This is a genomic window from Agromyces ramosus (assembly GCF_030817175.1).
Lineage (GTDB): Bacteria > Actinomycetota > Actinomycetes > Actinomycetales > Microbacteriaceae > Agromyces > Agromyces ramosus_A.
The window spans coordinates 528,869-546,979 of sequence record NZ_JAUSYY010000001.1; the positions used below are offsets into that span (position 1 = coordinate 528,869).

Genomic DNA, 18,111 nt, shown 5'->3' on the forward strand with positions numbered 1-18,111 from the left:
CGGCGGCTCACCGCACGGGCCGCCGGACCGGCAGGCCGACGCCGGTGCTATTCGGCGGCCGCCACCGGCGTCGACGGCGGCACCGCGGCATCGGTCGCCTGCGCTTCGGGAACCGGGAAGATCGCCGTGATGAGCCGCGATGCCCAGTCGATGAGGTCGGCGTCGCCCGGCAGCTCGCCGCCGACGACGGGGAACGGCACGATGATGACGTCGTTCTGGGCGAAGTGCTTCGCGCCCGGATACATGCGCTCGAGCCGCACCCGGCGGGAATCGGGGATCTTCGCCGGGGCGATTCGGAGCTTCGACCCGGTCGCGATGACGTCGGAGAGGCCCGCGCGCTGCGCCTCGCGACGGAGCCTCGAGATCGCGATGAGGTGCTGCACCTGCTCGGGCGGTGCGCCGTATCGGTCGACCAGCTCTTCGAGCACCTCGTCGATCTGCCCCTCCTTCGCGGCCGGCCCGCTCGCGGCCGAGAGCTTCTGGTACGCCTCGAGGCGCAGTCGCTCGCTGTCGACGTAGTCTTCGGGGATGTGCGCGTCGACCGGCAGCTCGAGCCGCAGCTCGGTCTGGCCCTCGGCGACGTCGCCGCGGAACGCCGAGACGGCTTCGCCGATCATGCGCAGGTACAGGTCGAAGCCGACGCCCGCGATGTGCCCGGCCTGTTCGGCGCCGAGGAGGTTGCCGGCGCCGCGGATCTCGAGGTCTTTCAGCGCCACCTGGATGCCGCTGCCGAGCTCGTTGTTCGCGGCGATGGTCGAGAGCCGGTCGTGCGCCGTCTCGGAGAGCGGCTTCGCCGGGTCGTAGAGGAAGTAGGCGTAGGCGCGGTCGCGACCGCGGCCCACTCGGCCGCGCAACTGGTGCAGCTGGCTGAGGCCGTACTTGTCGGCGCGGTCGATGATGATCGTGTTCGCGTTCGTGATGTCGAGGCCGGTCTCGATGATCGTCGTCGAGACGAGCACGTCGTACTTGCGCTCCCAGAAGTCGCCGACGATCTGCTCGAGCACGTGCTCGTTGAGCTGGCCGTGCGCGACCGCGATGCGCGCCTCGGGCACGAGCTCGGCGAGCTGTGCGGCGACGCGGTTGATCGACGAGACGCGATTGTGCACGAAGAAGATCTGCCCCTCGCGCAGCATCTCGCGGCGAATGGCAGCCGCGACCTGCTGCTCGGAGTAGGGGCCCACGAAGGTGAGGATCGGATGCCGGTCTTCGGGCGGCGTCGCGAGGGTCGACATCTCGCGGATGCCGGTGACCGCCATCTCGAGCGTGCGAGGAATGGGCGTCGCGCTCATCGCGAGGATGTCGACGTTCGTCTTCAGCTTCTTCAGCGCATCTTTGTGCTCGACGCCGAAGCGCTGCTCTTCGTCGATGATGAGGAGCCCGACGTCTTTGAACCGGATCTGCTCGGTGAGGATGCGGTGCGTGCCGATGACCATGTCGACCGTGCCGTCGGCGAGGCCCGCCACGGTCTCACGCACCTCTTTGTCGCTCTGGGAGCGGCTGAGCGCCCGAACGTGCACGGGGAATCCGGCGAACCGCTCGATGAACGTCTCGACGTGCTGGCGAACGAGCAGGGTCGTGGGCACGAGCATCGCGACCTGCTTGCCGTCTTGGATGGCCTTGAACGCGGCCCGCACGGCGACCTCGGTCTTGCCGAAGCCGACGTCGCCGGCGAGCAGGCGATCCATGGGGATCGACCGCTCCATGTCGGCCTTCACCTCGTCGATGGTCTGCACCTGGTCGGGCGTCTCGACGAACGGGAACGCCTCTTCGAGCTCGCGCTGCCACGGGGTGTCGGGACCGAACGCGTGCCCCTTCGAGGCCATGCGAGCCGAGTACAGCTTCACGAGCTCGACGGCGATGTCGCGCACCGCGCGTCGGGCGCGGCCCTTCGCCTGCGCCCAGTCGCTGCCGCCCATCTTCGAGAGCGACGGCGCCTCGCCGCCGACGTACCGCGAGAGCAGGTCGAGCTGGTCGGTGGGCACGAAGAGCCGGTCGCCCGCCTGGCCGCGCTTCGACGGCGCGTACTCGATGACGAGGTATTCGCGCACCGCGGTGGGCGCCTGCGCGATGCCCGCCGTGCGGCTCGGGCCCTTGGGCCGCGAACCGGTGGCGACCTCGCGCTGCACCATCTCGACGAAGCGGCCGATGCCGTGCGTCTGGTGCACGACGAAGTCTCCGGCCTTCAACTGCAGGGGGTCGACGACGTTGCGACGACGACTCGCGAGCTTCTTGCCCTGACGGGCGTCGTATCCGGCGGCGCGGCCGTAGAATTCGGCCTCGGAGATGAGCCCGAGCTTCACCTCTGGCACCTCGTAGCCGCGGGCCGCGTCGGCCTGCACGAGGTAGGCGACGCCCGGCTCGAGCTCGGTGGGCACGTCGTCGACCAGCCGCGCGGCGAGCCCGGCCTCGGAGAGGACGTCGCGTGCCCGCTCGACGAGGCCGTGACCGGCGGATGCCACGACGAGGCTCCACCCGTCGCGCAGACGTTCGGCGGCATGGTCGACCGCGCCGGCGACGTTGCCCTGGAAGCTCGGCATCGCGTTCGCCGCGAGCCGGATCGTGGTGGCGGCGGCGGCCACCGAGGTCGCCGCGGCCTCGGCCGCCCTGGCTGCCTCGCCGCCCGCGGCGGCGACCACCTCGGTCGCGTCGCCGATGTCGAAGGTCGAGAAGTTCCACCACACGCGGCGCGGGTCGGGTTCGCCCGGGGCGCTGAAGAGCGCGGCATCGCGGAGCTCGCGCACCGTGAGGAAGTCGCCGGCGGCGAGGTCGATGGGCGCCTCGGCGCCCGCCGTCGCGGCGCTCCACGCCGCACCGAGGAACTCGCGGTTCGTCTCACCGAGGCTCACGGCGCGGCCGGCGACGCGCTCGGGGCCGAGCACGGCGACGGCGGCACCCTCGGGAACGTAGTGGGTGAGCGGCACCAGCCGGTCGAGGAGCGCGGGAGCGAGGGATTCCATGCCCTCGACCGGGATGCCCTCGGCGACCTTCTCGAGCAGTGCCGAGAGGCTCGGGAACTCGTGCACCATCTCGCGAGCCCGCTGGCGCACGGGCGCGGTGAGCAGCAGCTCTCGGCTCGGCGCGAGGGTGACCCGCTCGACGGGTTCGGGCAGCGACCGCTGGTCGGCGACCGAGAACGCCCGCAGCTCCTCGATCTCGTCGCCGAAGAACTCGACGCGCACGGGGTGGTCGGCGTTCGGCGGGAAGACGTCGAGGATGCCGCCGCGCACGGCGAACTCGCCACGACGCGCGACCATGTCGACCCGGGCATACGCGAGGTCGACGAGTCGCACCGCGAGCTCGGCCAGGTCGTAGCCGCGACCGCCGGCGACGAGCTCGACCGACGCGAGCTCGGCCAGGTTGTCGGCGAGCGGCTGCAGCGCCGCCCGCACCGAGGCGACCACGACGAGCGGATGCCGCGAGCCCGCCTCGGCCCACTCGTGCATGCGCCGCAGCGCATGCAGGCGCCGCCCGACGGTCTCGGCGGAGGGACTGAGCCGCTCGTGCGGGAGGGTCTCCCATGCCGGGAACTCGAGGAGCTCGGCGTCGTCGGCGAGGTACGGCCCCAGCGAGGCGCGCAAGGACTCGCCCTCGCGACTCGTGGCGGTGATGACGAGGAGCGCCGGCGAAAGCCCGGCGTCGGCGCGACGTTGCAGAAGGCCGGCGAGCAGCGGCGCATCGAGGCCGGCCGGTGCCGAGAAATCGGCATTGCGCAGGGCTTCGGCGAGCGCACCGTCGACGGTGGAGGCGCGCGCGAGCGCCGTGAGCAAGCCCTGGAGATTCACCCGTCGAGTCTACGCGGCGCGCCCGACACACCGGCCGGACGGCCGCCGCGACGGTCGAGCCCACCGGGATACCATGGGCGCCGCACGCGAATGCCAGGAGGCCTCCACGATGATCACTGCCGCCGCCGACGGATCGGCACTCGGAAACCCCGGCCCTGCCGGGTGGGCCTGGTACGTCGACGACGCCAACTGGGCGGCGGGCGGCTGGCCGCATGCCACGAACAACCAGGGCGAGCTGAAAGCCGTGCTCGAGCTCTTCCGCGCGACGGCGCACCTCGATGACGACCTCCTCGTGCAGTGCGACAGCCAGTACGTGATCAACTGCATCACCAAGTGGATGCCCGGCTGGAAGCGCAAGGGCTGGCGCAAGGCCGACGGCAACCCGGTGCTGAACGTCGACCTCCTCCAGGAGCTCGACGCGGCGCTCGCCGGGCGTCGCTACCGCTTCGAGTGGGTGCGGGGCCACGTCGGCCACGAGTTGAACGAGGCGGCCGACGTGCGCGCCCGCGCCGTCGCCGAGGCCTTTCGTCGCGGCGGCGACATCCCGGTCGGGCCGGGCTGGACCGGCACCGGCACGCTCGCCGCGCTCGAGCCGTCGCCCGAACCGGCCGCCGCCCTCGTCGACCCCGAGGCATCCGCGGTGCCCGAACTCGAGCTCGGTGACGACGCCCTGTTCGACCTCGACGAGGCGGCGACGGCGTGGCACACGCTCACCCTCGAGCTCTCGACCGAGGAGCACGAGCGGCTCGTGGTGCGCGCCCGCGCCGAGGGTGTCTCGCCAGAGGACTTCCTTCGCGGCCTGATCTGACGCCGCCGGGCTCGATCGAGCCGAGCCCGCCCGCCTCAGGCGGGCGAGTGGAACCGCTGCTGCGCCGCGACGAGCCCGTCGCTCGCGACCGCCTCGACGGCGTCGGCGGCATCCGAGATGAGGTTCGGCAGCGCCTGCCGCTCGGTGCCCGAGAAGTCCTTCAGCACGAAGTCGGCGGCGTCCTGACGGCCGGGCGGACGCCCGATGCCGACCCGCACGCGCGTGAAGGGCCCGGCATCGGTCGCCTTCGAGATGTCGCGGATGCCGTTGTGACCGCCGTGGCCGCCGCCCTGCTTCAGGCGCACCGTGTCGAAGGGGACGTCGAGCTCGTCGTGCACGACGATGAGCCGGTCGACCGGCAGCGAGTAGAACTTCAGGAGCGCCGACACCGGGCCGCCCGAGGTGTTCATGTAGCTGTTGGGCTTCGCCACCACGAGCTTCGGTCCGCCGGGGCGGAGGAAGCCCTCAGCGACGCGCGACGGCGTCTTGTGGCTCTTGAAGGTCGCGCCGAGGCGGGCTGCCAGCTCGTCGGCGACCATCTGGCCGACGTTGTGCCGGTTGCCGGCGTACTGCGCACCGGGGTTGCCGAGTCCGACCACGAGCCAGGTGTTCTCGGCCACGGTGTCGTCCTTCCGGCGGGGGCGGAACAGGTCGAGGAAACCCACGCGGTCTCCTTTCTGGAATGAGAAGAGGCCTGCGGCCCCGCAGTCCGAGCGTACCCGGATGCGGCGCCGCAGGCCCCTGCGGAGCTGGTTACTCGGCCGACTCGGCGGCTTCGCCCTCGGCGGCCTCGGGCGCCTCGGCCTCTGCGGCTTCGGCGGCGGCCTCAGCGGCCTCCTCGCCGAGGTCGACCTTCTGCGGCTCGTGCACGAGCACGACGAGCGTGTCGGGCTCGCTCAGGAGCGTGGAACCCTTGGGCAGCACGACGTCCTTCGCGTGGATCTGGGCCCCGTCTTCGAGGCCCTCGATGTCGACGACGATGTTCTCGGGGATGTGCATGGCCTCGGCCTCGAGCGACAGCGTCTTGGCGTCGAGGTCGGCGATGGTGCCGGGGTACGACTCGCCCGAGAGGTGCACGGGCACCTCGACCTGGACCTTCTCGCCCACGCGCACGACGATGAGGTCGAGGTGCTCGATGATCTGGCGCACGGGGTCCTTCTGCACGTCCTTCACGAGGGCGAGCTGGCTCTTGCCCTCGATCTGCAGGTCGAGCACGGCGTTCGCCTTGCGGATGAGGAGGCCGACCTGGTGGGCGGGCAGCGCCACGTGGCGGGGCTCGGTGCCGTGACCGTAGACGACGGCCGGGATCTTGCCGACGGCGCGAAGCTTGCGGGCCGCGCCCTTGCCGAACGAGTCGCGCGTGTCGGCGACGACCTTGTTGTCTTCGTCCATGATGTTGTTCTCCTTGCGGGCTCACTCGGCCCAGATCGTGTGTCTGATGTTTCGACTCGAACGCGCGCACGGAACGTGCGCATTAGCGTGAGGAAAAGCCGTGGAGCCTGCTCCTACCGCGTCGATCACGGATGCCCCGCCGCCCGTTCGTACGGGCGATGAGGCTTCCCTCGCCGAAGTTCACGGCCGCGCGCACCCGAAGGCTTTCGCGACCGAGGAGAAAGTCTACCAGCCCGGCTGGAGTGCGGCGATCGCGCGCGCGACCACGGTGTCGACGTCGCCGGAGTTCTCGACGCGGGCGCCGCGTTCGTCGTCGCCGAGCGGTTCGAGCGCGTCGAGCTGGGACGAGAGCAGGGCGGCCGGCATGAAGTGTCCGGGGCGGTGCGCGACGCGGTCCGCGAGCTCGTCGAGCGGCACGACGAGCTCGATGAAGGCGGCGTCGGGGCATCCGCGCCGGATGAGGTCACGATAGGCGCGCCGCAACGCGGAGCAGGCGATCACGCGCCCGCCCCGACCTTCGGTGAGCGACTCGCCCACGAGGAGCAGCCACGGCGCGCGATCGTCGTCGTCGAGTGGCACCCCCGCCCGCATCTTCTCGACGTTGGACTCGGGATGCAGCGCGTCGGAGTCGATGAAGTCGAGGGCCGGGAACCGGGCGGCGAGCCGGTCGGCGAGCGCGGCGCCGATGCGCGACTTGCCCGCGCCGCTCGGCCCCATGACGACGACACGGGGGACGGTGACGGATGCCGCGCTCATGCGTTGCAGGCTAGTGCACGCGAGCGCGGGGCATCCGAGCCGATCGCTCCCCGCCGACCTCACTGCAACACCGGGCAACGGTGAGCGGCGCTCACAGTACGCTGGAGGCGACCCCAGAATTCTCGAGGAGAGCTTCGTGCCTGAAACCCCCCAGTCAGCAAACATCGGCGTCGTCGGCCTCGCGGTGATGGGGTCGAACCTCGCCCGCAACCTGGCGAGCCGCGAAGGCAACACGGTCGCCGTGTTCAACCGTTCGCCCGAGCGGACCCGCACACTCACCTCCGAGCACCCCGAGGCCGGGTTCGTCGCCGCTGAGGGCTACGACGAGTTCGTCGCCTCGCTCGCGAAGCCCCGCACCGCGATCATCATGGTGCAGGCCGGCAAGGGCACCGACGCGGTCATCTCCGAGCTCGTCTCCCGCTTCGAGCCGGGCGACATCATCGTCGACGGCGGCAACGCGAACTTCCACGATACGATCCGCCGCGAGGCCGAGATCAGCCCGACCGGCATCCACTTCGTCGGCGCCGGCATCTCAGGCGGCGAAGAGGGCGCCCTCAAGGGCCCGTCGATCATGCCCGGCGGCTCCGCCGAGGCCTATGAGACGCTCGGCCCGATCCTCTCCTCCATCGCCGCGGTCGCCGAGGGCGAGCCGTGCGTCACGCACGTCGGCACCGACGGCGCGGGCCACTTCGTGAAGATGGTGCACAACGGCATCGAGTACGCCGACATGCAGCTCATCGCCGAGGCCTACGACCTCATCCGCCAGGGCACTGGCAAGTCGCCGACCGATATCGCCGACATCTTCGCCGAGTGGAACACCGGCGAGCTCGAGAGCTACCTCATCGAGATCACCGCCGAGGTGCTCCGCCAGACCGATGCCGCCACGGGCGAGCCGCTCGTCGACGTCATCCTCGACGAGGCCGGTGCGAAGGGCACCGGCGCCTGGACCGTGCAGAACGCCCTCGAGCTCGGCGTGCCCACGTCGGGCATCGCCGAGGCCGTGTTCGCCCGCAGCCTCTCCTCCAAGCGCGCGCAGCGCGAGGCGGCATCCGACCTCCCCGGCCCCTCGGCCGAGTGGAAGGTCGCCGACGCCGACGCCGACGCGTTCATCGAAGACGTGCGCCGCGCGCTCTACGCCTCGAAGATCATCGCGTACTCGCAGGGCTTCGACGAGATCGTCTCGGGCGCCGAGCAGTTCGGCTGGAACGTGCACAAGGGCGACATCGCGAAGATCTGGCGCGCCGGATGCATCATCCGCGCCCGCTTCCTGAACCGCATCGCCGAGGCCTACGCCGACAACCCCTCGCTCGTGGTGCTCGTCTCCGCACCGTACTTCCGCGACGCCGTCGCCGGCACCCAGGAGAGCTGGCGCCGGGTCGTCGCGATCGCCGCACAGGCGGGCATCCCGACGCCCGCGTTCTCGTCGTCGCTCGCCTACTACGACGGCCTCCGCGCCGCGCGCCTCCCCGCGGCCCTCATCCAGGGCCAGCGCGACTTCTTCGGCGCGCACACGTACCAGCGCGTCGACAAGCCGGGCGTCTTCCACACGCTCTGGTCGGGCGACCGCTCCGAGATCGAGACGACGCCCTCCTCGCACTGAGTCGAGGCGGGTCACCGGGAGCGAGGAGCGAGCGGATGCCGGAACCGGCCTGGCGGCACGACGGCGAGGAGCCCGACTACCGCTTCACGCTCGCGAACGAGCGCACCTTCCTCGCGTGGATCCGCACGGCGCTCGCGCTGCTCGCGGGCGGCGTGCTGCTCCACCAGTTCGCGACGGAGCTCGACCCCCGGCCGGTGGTGACGGTGCTCGCCGTCGGCCTCGGTGTCGTCGCGGGCGTGCTGAGCGTCATGTCGTACACGCGCTGGCGCGGCAATGAGATCGCGATCCGCCGTGGCCGCCCCCTGCCGTTCAGCTGGGTGCTGCCCGGGCTCGCCGCAGTGTGCCTCCTCACGAGCGCGGTGCTCGTGGTGCTGCTGCTGCTGACGTGATCGGGCGGGTCGGATGATGCGCGTGCACGCGGTGGCGGCGACCGGGGATCCCGGCCTCCAGCCCGAGCGCACGGCGCTCTCGTGGAGCCGAACGGCGCTCGCGCTCGCGGTGAACGCCCTGCTGTCGATGCGCGCGGGTCTCGTCGCGGGCGAGCCGTGGCTCGTCGCCGTCGGGGCGGTGCTGTTCGCGTCATCCGGGGTGGCCGTGGCCATCGGCACGGTGCGGCGCCGGCAGCTCTCGGGCGACCGGCTCGTGATCACTCCCCCGCGCGGCGCCCTCGTCGGCGTCGCGGTGGCGACCCTCGTCGCGAGTGCCGGCGGAGTCGCATCCGTCTTCGTCGGAGGCGCCTCATGAGCGACCACCACCCCGAACTCGACGGCGATCCCCACGACGACCGTCCGGTGCACGGCGAGCGGCGCCGTCGGGCACTCCGCATCACCGTGTTCATCGCGCTCGGCGCGCTCGTGCTGCCGCTCGCGCTCTCCGCGTACAGCGTCGCCTACTCGGCGGCGTCCCGCGCGTGCTCGGTGTACGTCGCGAACTTCAGTGCGGGCTCCGACTACCGTGTCTCGCTCGAGTTCTTCGGCGACGGCGGCCCCGGCTGGCAGTGCTTCGCCGTCTCGGCCAGCGGTGTCGCGACGCCACTCGCGAACCTCGGCCTGTTGCCGGCGGCGCCTCGACCGGCGCTGCCCGACGAGCGCGACACCTGAGCGGTCGCGGGCTCACTCCTCGTGGGCCGCGGGCCCCTCGTCGGGGAAGACGCGCTTGTACCTGCGCCCGTCGGACAGCTCGACCGTCTCGGATCGCAGCAGCCCGCGGGTGACCCGCTGGTAGATCGCCTGCGGCGTCACCCCCATGCGCGCCGCCGCCTCGGTGACCGAGAGCCCGGGTAGGTCGGTGGGCACGCTCGAGGGCCGCTCGCGCTTGCGCTTGCGGCTCGCCTCCTGGCGTGACGCGATCTCGTCGTCGCCGCCGGCCCAGCGGTACTTCGCAGCCGAGGGGCTGAGTCCAGCGGCATCCGCGATCGCCTCCCACGACCGGCCGGCATCGAGGGCCTCGCGCACGGCGACGAGGGACGCCGGGTCGGATTCGAGGGCGGCGAGGAGCGAGCGGATGCCGCGGAGCCGCTCGAGCGGCGTGGCATCCGTTTCGGCGTCACCGCCCTCGAGTGCGTCGAGCGCCACGAGTTCGGCGAGCGCGCGAGCCGTCTCGGCGGACAGGAAGGACATGCCGGGTGCCGCGCTCAGCCGTTGAGGAGCGTGTTGCGCACGTCGCGCCGCAGCACCTTGCCGATGAGCGAGCGGGGCAGGTCGTCGGCCTGCACGACCCGCTTCGGCACCTTGTAGGGCGTGAGCCCGTCGCGGGCGAAGGCGCGAATGGCGGCCTCATCGAGGGTCGCCCCCTCGCGGAGCACCACCACGGCGACGACCTCTTCACCCGAGTGCTCGTCGGGCAGCCCGACGACCGCGCAGTCGTCGACGTCGGGGTGCGCGCGAATCGCCTCCTCGACCTCGCTCGGCGCGACGTTGAAGCCGCCCGTGATGATGAGCTCCTTGATGCGGTCGACGATGCTGACGAACCCGTCGGCGTCGATGCGCACGATGTCGCCGGTGCGGAACCAGTCGGCGCCGCCATCGGTGGCGGGCACGAAGACCGCCTCGGTCTCGTCGGGCTTCAGCCAGTAGCCCGAGAACACCTGCGGGCCTCGCACGATGAGCTCGCCCTCGGCGCCGGTCGCGACATCCGTGCCGGGCGCTTCGGGGTCGACGACGCGCACCTCGGTCGAGGGCAGCGGCAGCCCGACGGTGCCCGCGCGCCGAGTCGGGGCCACGGGGTTCGCCATGAGCACCGGCGACGTCTCGGAGAGGCCGTAGCCCTCGACGAGGTAGCCGTGCGTCTGGGCCTCCCATGGCTCGACAACCTCGGCCGAGAGCGGCATGGCGCCCGAGATGGCGATGCTGATGCCGTCGAGGGAGACGCCCTCGGCTGCCGCGGCCTTCGTCAGTCGCTCGTAGATGGGCGGCACCGCCGGAAGGAAGGTGGGCGGGCGCTGCTTCACGACCTTCAGTACGAGGTCGGGGTCGAACTTCGGGAACAGCACGAGCCGCGCGCCCATGCTCATCGCGAAGGTCAGGCAGAGGGTGAGCCCGTAGGCGTGGAACATCGGCAGCACCGCGTAGACCACGGAGGTGCCGCGCTCGATCTCGGGAACCCACGCGCGCGCCTGGGCGGCGTTCGCGAGCAGGTTCGCGTGCGTGAGGGTCGCGCCCTTCGGGCTGCCCGTCGTGCCGCTCGTGTACTGGATGAGGGCCACGTCGTCGACGCTCGGCGCGATGATGTGCGGGTCGATGGGGGCGGAGTCGATGAGCTCCTCCCAGCGCACGGTGTCGCGCACCTTCGTCGTGAGGGCCGCGCGCGACTCGCGCGCCTTCGCGACCGGGAGACGCAGCATCGCGCGCATGCGGAACGGCATGGCACGGGTCACGTCGACCGAGATGACGTGGGCGACCGAGACATCCGCCGGGAACGCCTGGATCGTCTCGACGACCTTGTCCCACGCGATCACGACGCGCGCGCCGTGGTGCTCGAACTGGTGGCGGAGCTCGCGAGGCGTGTAGAGCGGATTGTGCTCCACGACGATCGCGCCGAGCCGGAGCACGGCGTAGAACGCGACGATGTGCTGCGGGCAGTTCGGCAGCACGAGCGCGACGGGGTCGCCCTGCTGCACGCCGAGGAGCCGCAGTCCCTCGGCGGCGCGCTCGACCTGGGCGCCGAGCTCGGCATACGTCGTGGTGCGCTCGAAGAACTCGAGCGCCGCGTGGTCGGGGTACTGCTCGACGGAGGCGCGGATCAGGTCGTAGAGAGACCCGTCGGGCGCCTCGATGTCACTCGGCACCCCCTCGGCGTAGCTCGAGAGCCAGGGACGGGGCGTCGTGATCGTCACGGGTGACCGCCTAGGCCGCGCCGTCGAACATGCTCGTCACCGAGCCGTCTTCGAACACCTCGTGGATGGCCCGCGCGAGCAGCGGCGCGATCGGGAGCACGGTGAGGCGATCCCAGCGCTTCTCTTCGGGCACCGGCAGCGTGTCGGTCACGACGACGTGGTCGATCGACTCGCTCTGCAGGATCTCGGTCGCCGGGTTGGAGAACACCGCGTGAGTCGCGGCGACGACGACGCCGATGGCGCCGTTCGCCTTGAGCGCCTCGGCGGCCTTCACGATCGTGCGGCCGGTGTCGATGAGGTCGTCGACGAGCAGGCAGACGCGGCCCTCGACGTCGCCGACGATCTCGTGCACGGAGACCTGGTTCGGCACGAGCGGGTCGCGGCGCTTGTGGATGATGGCGAGCGGTGCCCCGAGCTTGTCGCTCCAGATGTCGGCGACGCGCACGCGGCCCATGTCGGGCGAGACGACGGCGAGCGTCGACGGGTCGAGCTTCTCCCTGAAGTACTCGAGCAGCACGGGCATGGCGAAGAGGTGGTCGACCGGGCCGTCGAAGAAGCCCTGGATCTGCGCGGCGTGCAGGTCGATCGACATGATGCGGTCGGCGCCGGCGGCCTTGAAGAGGTCGGCGACGAGTCGCGCCGAGATCGGCTCACGCCCGCGGCCCTTCTTGTCTTGCCGCGCGTAGGGGTAGAACGGCGCCACGACCGTGATGCGCTTGGCCGACGCGCGCTTGAGCGCGTCGATCATGATGAGCTGCTCCATGAGCCACTCGTTGATCGGCGCCGTGTGCGACTGGATCACGAACGCGTCGGAGCCGCGCACGCTCTCGTCGTAGCGCGCGTAGATCTCGCCGTTGGCGAAGGTGCGCGCATCGGTCGGGACCAGGTCGGCACCGAGCTCCTCCGCGATCTGCTCCGCGAGGGCGGGGTGCGCCCGCCCCGTGACGAGCACGAGGCGTTTCGATCCGGTGGTCTCGATTGCAGCCATCTGGTCTGTCCTCTCCACCCGCCTCGGCCGGTGCATTCAGTCGGCGTCGGGGCCGGATGCCTCTCCGGCTGCCTCGGCAGCCTCGGCTGCAGCAGTGCCGGGTCGGTGCGTCTGGACCCATCCCTCGATGTTGCGCTGGGGTGCCACGTTCACGGCCAGCGCGCCTGCGGGAACATCCTTGCGGACGACGGTGCCGGCGCCCGTGTAGACCCCGTCGCCAATCCTAATGGGCGCGACGAAGACGCCGTGCGCGCCGGTCTTCACGTGCGAGCCGATCTCGGATCGGTGCTTGTTCACGCCGTCGTAGTTGGCGAAGATCGAGCCGGCTCCGATGTTGGAGTGATCGCCGACCGTGGCGTCGCCCACGTAGCTGAGGTGCGGCACCTTGGTGCCCTCGCCGATGGTGGAGTTCTTCGTCTCGACGAACGTGCCGATCTTGCCGTCGGCGCCGAGCACGGTGCCCGGACGGAGGTAGGCGAACGGGCCCACGGATGCCCCGGGGCCGACGATCGAGAGGGTGGCATCGGTGCGTCGCACGTCGGCGTTCGCGCCGATCTCGCAGTCGACGAGCGTCGTGTCGGGCCCGATCATTGCGCCGGTCGCGACGACGGTGGCGCCCTTGAGCTGGGTGCCCGGGCGGATCGTGACGTCGGGTTCGATGCGAACGGCGAGGTCGATCCAGGTGGTGGCCGGGTCGTCGATCGTGACGCCGTTGAGCTGCCAGCCGCGCACGATGAGCGCGTTGAGCCGGGCGGCGGCCTCGGAGAGCTGGGCGCGGTCGTTGATGCCCGCGACGAGCCACGGCTCGGACACCGGCACCGCCTCGACCTCGGAGCCGGCCGCGCGGAGCAGGCCGATGATGTCGGTGAGGTACTTCTCACCCTGTGCGTTCTCGGTCGTGAGGTTCGCGAGCTGGTCGCGCAGCGCCGCGGCGCCGAACGCGTAGATGCCCGCATTGATCTCGGCGATCGCACGCTCGTCGTCGGTGGCGTCCTTCTGCTCGACGATGCGGTCGAACGCGCCCGTGGCGTCGCGCACGACCCGGCCGTAGCCCGAGGGGTCGTCGTAGACGGCCGACAGCACGGATGCCGCGGCGGAGTCGGCGCGGTGCTGCTCGAGGAAGGCGGCGAGCGTGCCGGCGTTCAGGAGCGGCACGTCGCCGTTGAGTACGAGCACCTCGCCCTCGAAGTCGTCGGGCAGCGACGCGAGCGCCTGCTCGACCGCGCGGCCCGTTCCGGGGATCTCGTCTTGGTCGACGATGACGGTGCCCGGCAGCTCGGCCTCGACCGCGGCAGCGACGAGGTCGCGCTCATGGCGCACCACGGTGACGACGTGCGCCGCGTCGAGCGCACGCGCCGTGGCGAGCACGTGCGCGACGATGGGCGCGCCGGCGAGCGGGTGCAGGAGCTTGGGCACGGCGGACTTCATGCGCGTGCCCTGGCCGGCGGCGAGCACGATGATCGCGAGATTGTGATCCATGCTCCGCCGCCAGGACTCGAACCTGGACCGAACAGCTCCAAAGGCTGTCGTGCTGCCATTACACTACGGCGGATCGCGCGGGCGGGTCGCGCCGCGCGACAACAAGTCTGCCATGCCGCGCAGGGTGGTTCGTGGCATCCGCCGCGCCGTCCGCCCGCTCTCGGCGCAGGTTCGTCGCGTCGGCGCATCGACGTCGTACCGCCCGCGCGAGGAACGTGCGCCCGGCATCGGGCGTAGGGTGATGGCGGCGCGCGGGATAATGGCGGCATGACGGATGCTGACGAGGTCGACCGGATCGTCGACGACTGGGAGCGCGAGCGCCCCGACCTCGATTTCGCTCCCCTGCAGGTGCTCTCCCGCGTCGCCCGGCTCGCGAAGCACCTCGACCGCGCGCGGCGCCAGGCCTTCGCGCGGTCCGAGCTCGAGGCATCCGAGTTCGACGTGCTCTCGGCTCTCCGCCGTGCCGGCGCGCCCTATCGCCTCTCCCCCAAGCAACTGCTGCAGCAGACCCTCGTCTCGAGCGGCACGATGACGAACCGCATCGACCGGCTCGTCGAACGCGGTCTCGTGACGCGGCAGACCGACCCCAACGACGGGCGCGGCATCCTCGTCGAGATGAGCCAAGCCGGCCTCACCAGGGTGGATGCCGCGATCACGCGACTCGTCGACGCGGAGTCCGAGTTGCTCAGCGGGCTGCCCGCGGCCGAGCAGAAGCGGCTGGCCGGACTCCTCCGCAAGTTGAGCCTCGGGTTCGACTGAGCGGTTCGCGACGTGCTTCGGGCCCTCGCATCGCCCCGGTTGGGGCAGTTTTGATAATGGTTATCATTAACGATAGCGTGGCGGCCATGACGACACATTCGAAGCCACTTCCCCTCCGATCCGCGGTGATCGGGGCGTCCGTACTGGCGCTCGCCGCGCTCGCCGGCTGTTCGGCCCCGGCCGCCGGGGCGCAGACGGGCGCCGCGGCATCCGATGCTCCATCGACCGCTCGCGAGGTCCGCGCGCCTCGGGTCGTCGTGAGCTACGACGGCGGCCTCCTCGTGCTCGAGGGCGACTCGCTGGAGGTCGCGGCCGACGTGCCGCTCGACGGATTCCTCCGCCTGAATCCAGCGGGCGACGAGCGACACGTGATGGTGTCGACGGATGACGCGTTCCGCGTGCTCGACACGGGGGTCGAGATCGACCGGCACGGCGACCACGCGCACTACTACGCCGAGGAGCCCGAGCTCACCGAGCTCTCGTTCGCAGCGGAGCATCCGGGACACGTCACGACGCACGCGGGCATCACGGCGCTCTTCGCCGACGGCACCGGACGCGTCGAGCTGCTCGACCCGGCCGCGCTCGACCCCGACGCGCGCGACGGCGACGACGTCGACGAACCCGAGGTCACGGTCTACGAGAGCGCCGAGGCGCACCACGGCGTGGCGGTCGCGCTCGAGGGCGGCGGACTCCTCACGACGTTCGGCGACAGCGAGGCCCACACCGGCGCCGTCGTGCTCGATGCGGCGCGCACGGAGGTCGTGCGCAGCGAGCAATGCCCCGGCGTGCACGGCGAGACCGTCGCCGCCGACGGCGTGATCGTCATCGGCTGCGAGAACGGCGCGCTCGTCTACCGCGACGGCATCTTCACGAAGGTCGCGGCACCCGACGCGTACGGCCGCATCGGAAACCAGGCCGGTTCGCCCGAGTCGCCGGTCGTGCTCGGCGACTACAAGGTCGACGCCGCCGCCGAGCTCGAGCGGCCGCAGCGCGTGAGCCTCATCGACACCGCCACGGCGACCCTCCGATTCGTCGACCTCGGCACCAGCTACACCTTCCGGTCGCTCGCCCGCGGGCCGCACGGCGAAGCGCTCGTGCTGGGCACCGACGGGGCGATCCACGTGATCGATCCCGACACCGGCGAGGTCGCGCAGCGCATCGCGGTCGTCGACGCGTGGACCGAGCCCACCGACTGGCAGGAGCCGCGACCGGCGCTCGAGGTGCGCGGACACCGCGCCTACGTGACCGATCCCGCCGCTGACGCGATCCACGTCGTCGACCTCGAGTCCGGCGAGATCACCGCGAGCGCATCGCTGCCGCAGACGCCGAACGAGCTGACGACGGTCGGCGAGTAGCGTTCAGGGGCGGATGCCTCGGGGCATCCGCCCTCGCGCGGCGACGTCAGGGCGAGCACCCCCGTCCGTCAGCGCCGCATCACCTTGCGCGCCAGCCAGTTGCCGAAGAACTGCGCGACCTGCACGAACACCACGATCAGCACCACCGCGGCCCACGTCACCACGGGCTCGAACTGCCGGTAGCCGTAGACCTGCGCGAACGTGCCGAGGCCGCCGCCGCCGATGACGCCCGCGACCGCGGTCATGTCGATGATCGCGACGAGCACGAAGGTGTAGCCGAGGATGAGCGGCCCGAGCGCCTCGGGGATCACGACGGTGCGGAGGATGCGCAGCGGCGACGCACCCATCGACCGCGCCGCCTCGATCACGCCCGGCGAGACGGTCAGCAGGTTCTGCTCGACGATGCGTCCGATCGCGAACGACGCGGCGAGCGAGAGCGCGAAGATCAGGGCGTTGTTGCCGATGCCCGTGCCGATCACGAACCGCGAGAACGGCTGCACCGCCGCGATGAAGATGATGAACGGGATCGGGCGGAAGAAGTTGATGACGACGTTCAGCACGTTGAACACCACACGGTTCGACAGCAGCGACCCCGGTCGCGTCGTGTAGAGCGCGATGCCGAGCAGGAGCCCGGCGAATCCGCCGATCAGGAGCGTGAGCGCCACCATGTAGAGCGTCTCGACGGCGGCGACCCAGAATTCGCCCTGCAGCTCGAACAGGCGATCCATCACGGCACCTCCGTCACGTCGACGCGGGCGGCGATCGTGGCGAGCGCCCGCTCGATCGCGGCATCCGACCCCCTGATCGCCAGGGTGAGGTGGCCGAACGCCCGGCCCTGGATGTCGTTGATGCCGCCGTAGACGAGCTCGAACTCGAGCCCGGCATTCGCGAGCTCGAGGAAGACGGATGCCTGTGACGCGTCCCCGTCGCGGAACGAGATCGTGACGATGCGGCCCTCGTGGCGCTCGCGCAGCACGTCGAGCTCGGCCGGCGAGGGGACGCCCTTCACCACGGTCGCGACGAATCGCTGCGATGACGGGTTCTGCGGGTCGGAGAACACCTCGAAGACGTCGCCGTGCTCGATGACCCGGCCGCCGTCCATGACGGCGACCTTCGTGGCGATCGATTGGATGACGTCCATCTCGTGGGTGATGACGATGATCGTCACGCCGAACTCGCGATTCACGCGCTTCAGGAGCGCGAGGACCTCCTGCGTCGTGTCGGGGTCGAGGGCGCTCGTCGCTTCGTCGGCCAGCAGCAGCCGCGGCGAGGTGGCGAGGGCCCGGGCGATGCCGACGCGCTGCTTCTGACCGCCCGAGAGCTGGTCGGGGTAGCTCTTCGCCTTGTCGGCGAGCCCGACGAAGTCGAGCAGTTCGGTCACGCGCGCGGCGATCTCGGCCTTCGAGGCGCCGGCGACCGTGAGCGGGTACGCGATGTTCGCCCAGACCGTCTTCGAGTTGAACAGGTTGAACTGCTGGAAGATCATCCCGATGCCGAGACGGATGGCCCGGAGCTCGCGTTCGGGCATCGTCGTGATCTCGCGACCGTCGACCTCGATGCTGCCCGACGTCGCGGGCTCGAGTGCGTTCACGAGCCGCACGAGCGTGGACTTGCCGGCGCCCGAGTAGCCGATGATGCCGTAGACGTCACCGGCCTCGACCTCGAGGGTCACGTCGTCGATCGCGATGATGGGGTCACCCGACGCACCGGGTGCCGGGTAGGTCTTCGTGACGTTCCGGAGGGCGACGAGCGCCATGTGTCCTCTCCTCCCACACGCCGTGCAGGGCGGCGGGCGCCGAAGCCGGCGTCCGCCGCCCGTGCGGCGAGTGATCGATCGCCGAGGCGATCAGCGGTCAGC

The 18,111-nt window shown here is 71.1% G+C and carries 16 protein-coding genes, 1 tRNA gene and 1 pseudogene; 7 read left to right on the top strand and 11 right to left on the bottom strand.

All coding sequences use genetic code 11. The annotated features are described in order from the left end of the window. Positions 1-47 precede the first annotated feature (47 nt). Positions 48-3,782 carry a transcription-repair coupling factor gene (mfd, locus tag QFZ26_RS02525; protein ID WP_307038944.1) on the bottom strand — a complete coding sequence of 1,245 codons (3,735 nt, stop codon included), beginning with the start codon at positions 3,780-3,782 and terminating at the stop codon, positions 48-50. A gap of 109 nt (positions 3,783-3,891) precedes the next feature. Between mfd and QFZ26_RS18810 the strand changes: the two are divergent. Then, positions 3,892-4,428: pseudogene (locus QFZ26_RS18810) on the top strand (ribonuclease H family protein); the annotation flags it as partial. A 197-nt stretch (positions 4,429-4,625) separates the two neighbouring features. Here QFZ26_RS18810 and pth read toward each other — a convergent pair. The 3 genes from pth to QFZ26_RS02545 form a co-directional block, all read right to left on the bottom strand. Continuing rightward, positions 4,626-5,255, bottom strand: coding sequence for an aminoacyl-tRNA hydrolase (pth, locus tag QFZ26_RS02535; RefSeq protein WP_373460671.1), 630 nt, complete (start codon positions 5,253-5,255; stop codon positions 4,626-4,628). Positions 5,256-5,343: 88 nt separating this feature from the next. Further along, the gene (locus tag QFZ26_RS02540; protein ID WP_307038945.1) at positions 5,344-5,982 is read right to left on the bottom strand and encodes a 50S ribosomal protein L25/general stress protein Ctc; all 639 of its coding nucleotides are present in this window, start codon (positions 5,980-5,982) and stop codon (positions 5,344-5,346) included. Positions 5,983-6,207: 225 nt separating this feature from the next. Further along, the gene (locus QFZ26_RS02545) at positions 6,208-6,738 is read right to left on the bottom strand and encodes a gluconokinase (protein WP_307038947.1); all 531 of its coding nucleotides are present in this window, start codon (positions 6,736-6,738) and stop codon (positions 6,208-6,210) included. A 136-nt stretch (positions 6,739-6,874) separates the two neighbouring features. Between QFZ26_RS02545 and gndA the strand changes: the two genes are divergently transcribed. From gndA to QFZ26_RS02565, 4 genes are read left to right on the top strand one after another with little or no spacing between them, the layout of a single operon-like run. Further along, positions 6,875-8,338, top strand: coding sequence for an NADP-dependent phosphogluconate dehydrogenase (gene gndA / locus QFZ26_RS02550; RefSeq protein ID WP_307038949.1), 1,464 nt, complete (start codon positions 6,875-6,877; stop codon positions 8,336-8,338). A gap of 35 nt (positions 8,339-8,373) precedes the next feature. Beyond that, complete coding sequence (locus tag QFZ26_RS02555; protein ID WP_307038951.1) at positions 8,374-8,727, top strand: YidH family protein; 354 nt, start codon at positions 8,374-8,376, stop codon at positions 8,725-8,727. A 13-nt stretch (positions 8,728-8,740) separates the two neighbouring features. Then, positions 8,741-9,082 (top strand): DUF202 domain-containing protein, encoded by a 342-nt coding sequence (locus QFZ26_RS02560; protein WP_307038953.1) that lies wholly within the window; start codon positions 8,741-8,743, stop codon positions 9,080-9,082. Next, entirely contained in the window at positions 9,079-9,438 is a 360-nt protein-coding gene (locus QFZ26_RS02565; RefSeq protein ID WP_307038955.1) for a hypothetical protein, read from the top strand. The genes QFZ26_RS02560 and QFZ26_RS02565 overlap by 4 nt, the downstream gene beginning before the upstream one ends. Positions 9,439-9,450: 12 nt before the next feature. Here the strand turns inward: QFZ26_RS02565 and QFZ26_RS02570 are convergent, their stop codons facing one another. From QFZ26_RS02570 to QFZ26_RS02590, 5 genes are all read right to left on the bottom strand, one after another. Continuing rightward, on the bottom strand, positions 9,451-9,957 hold the full coding sequence (locus QFZ26_RS02570; RefSeq protein ID WP_307038957.1) for a hypothetical protein: 507 nt from the start codon (positions 9,955-9,957) through the stop codon (positions 9,451-9,453). Positions 9,958-9,971: 14 nt separating this feature from the next. Next, positions 9,972-11,672, bottom strand: a complete 1,701-nt coding sequence (locus QFZ26_RS02575) for a long-chain-fatty-acid--CoA ligase (protein ID WP_307038959.1) — start codon at positions 11,670-11,672, stop codon at positions 9,972-9,974. Positions 11,673-11,682: 10 nt separating this feature from the next. Further along, a complete protein-coding gene (locus tag QFZ26_RS02580) occupies positions 11,683-12,660 on the bottom strand; it encodes a ribose-phosphate diphosphokinase (RefSeq protein WP_307038961.1) in 978 nt (325 codons plus the stop codon). Positions 12,661-12,696: 36 nt separating this feature from the next. Further along, entirely contained in the window at positions 12,697-14,139 is a 1,443-nt protein-coding gene (gene glmU, locus QFZ26_RS02585; RefSeq protein WP_307038963.1) for a bifunctional UDP-N-acetylglucosamine diphosphorylase/glucosamine-1-phosphate N-acetyltransferase GlmU, read from the bottom strand. A gap of 1 nt (position 14,140) precedes the next feature. After that, a tRNA-Gln gene (locus QFZ26_RS02590) sits at positions 14,141-14,212 on the bottom strand. Between the two features lie 194 nt (positions 14,213-14,406). On the opposite strand from QFZ26_RS02590, the gene QFZ26_RS02595 reads away from it, so the two are divergent. Continuing rightward, positions 14,407-14,898 (top strand): MarR family winged helix-turn-helix transcriptional regulator, encoded by a 492-nt coding sequence (locus QFZ26_RS02595; RefSeq protein WP_307038965.1) that lies wholly within the window; start codon positions 14,407-14,409, stop codon positions 14,896-14,898. Positions 14,899-14,984: 86 nt separating this feature from the next. Continuing rightward, positions 14,985-16,253 carry a zinc metallochaperone AztD gene (gene aztD, locus QFZ26_RS02600; protein ID WP_307038968.1) on the top strand — a complete coding sequence of 423 codons (1,269 nt, stop codon included), beginning with the start codon at positions 14,985-14,987 and terminating at the stop codon, positions 16,251-16,253. Positions 16,254-16,321: 68 nt separating this feature from the next. Here the strand turns inward: aztD and QFZ26_RS02605 are convergent, their stop codons facing one another. Both QFZ26_RS02605 and QFZ26_RS02610 read right to left on the bottom strand, forming a co-directional pair. Further along, positions 16,322-16,981 carry a methionine ABC transporter permease gene (locus QFZ26_RS02605; protein ID WP_307038970.1) on the bottom strand — a complete coding sequence of 220 codons (660 nt, stop codon included), beginning with the start codon at positions 16,979-16,981 and terminating at the stop codon, positions 16,322-16,324. After that, positions 16,981-18,009, bottom strand: coding sequence for a methionine ABC transporter ATP-binding protein (locus QFZ26_RS02610; protein WP_307038972.1), 1,029 nt, complete (start codon positions 18,007-18,009; stop codon positions 16,981-16,983). Before QFZ26_RS02610 ends, QFZ26_RS02605 begins: the two co-directional genes overlap by 1 nt. Positions 18,010-18,111 lie beyond the last annotated feature (102 nt).

What these genes read in the sequence shown, in the direction of transcription:
- QFZ26_RS02570 (WP_307038957.1), bottom strand. Translation starts at nt 9,957, where the DNA reads ATGTCCTTCCTGTCCGCCGAGACGGCTCGCGCGCTCGCCGAACTCGTG.
- QFZ26_RS02605 (WP_307038970.1), bottom strand. Translation starts at nt 16,981, where the DNA reads ATGGATCGCCTGTTCGAGCTGCAGGGCGAATTCTGGGTCGCCGCCGTC.
- QFZ26_RS02540 (WP_307038945.1), bottom strand. Translation starts at nt 5,982, where the DNA reads ATGGACGAAGACAACAAGGTCGTCGCCGACACGCGCGACTCGTTCGGC.
- QFZ26_RS02555 (WP_307038951.1), top strand. Translation starts at nt 8,374, where the DNA reads ATGCCGGAACCGGCCTGGCGGCACGACGGCGAGGAGCCCGACTACCGC.
- QFZ26_RS02545 (WP_307038947.1), bottom strand. Translation starts at nt 6,738, where the DNA reads ATGAGCGCGGCATCCGTCACCGTCCCCCGTGTCGTCGTCATGGGGCCG.
- QFZ26_RS02580 (WP_307038961.1), bottom strand. Translation starts at nt 12,660, where the DNA reads ATGGCTGCAATCGAGACCACCGGATCGAAACGCCTCGTGCTCGTCACG.
- QFZ26_RS02595 (WP_307038965.1), top strand. Translation starts at nt 14,407, where the DNA reads ATGACGGATGCTGACGAGGTCGACCGGATCGTCGACGACTGGGAGCGC.
- QFZ26_RS02560 (WP_307038953.1), top strand. Translation starts at nt 8,741, where the DNA reads ATGATGCGCGTGCACGCGGTGGCGGCGACCGGGGATCCCGGCCTCCAG.
- glmU (WP_307038963.1), bottom strand. Translation starts at nt 14,139, where the DNA reads ATGGATCACAATCTCGCGATCATCGTGCTCGCCGCCGGCCAGGGCACG.
- QFZ26_RS02565 (WP_307038955.1), top strand. Translation starts at nt 9,079, where the DNA reads ATGAGCGACCACCACCCCGAACTCGACGGCGATCCCCACGACGACCGT.
- QFZ26_RS02610 (WP_307038972.1), bottom strand. Translation starts at nt 18,009, where the DNA reads ATGGCGCTCGTCGCCCTCCGGAACGTCACGAAGACCTACCCGGCACCC.
- aztD (WP_307038968.1), top strand. Translation starts at nt 14,985, where the DNA reads ATGACGACACATTCGAAGCCACTTCCCCTCCGATCCGCGGTGATCGGG.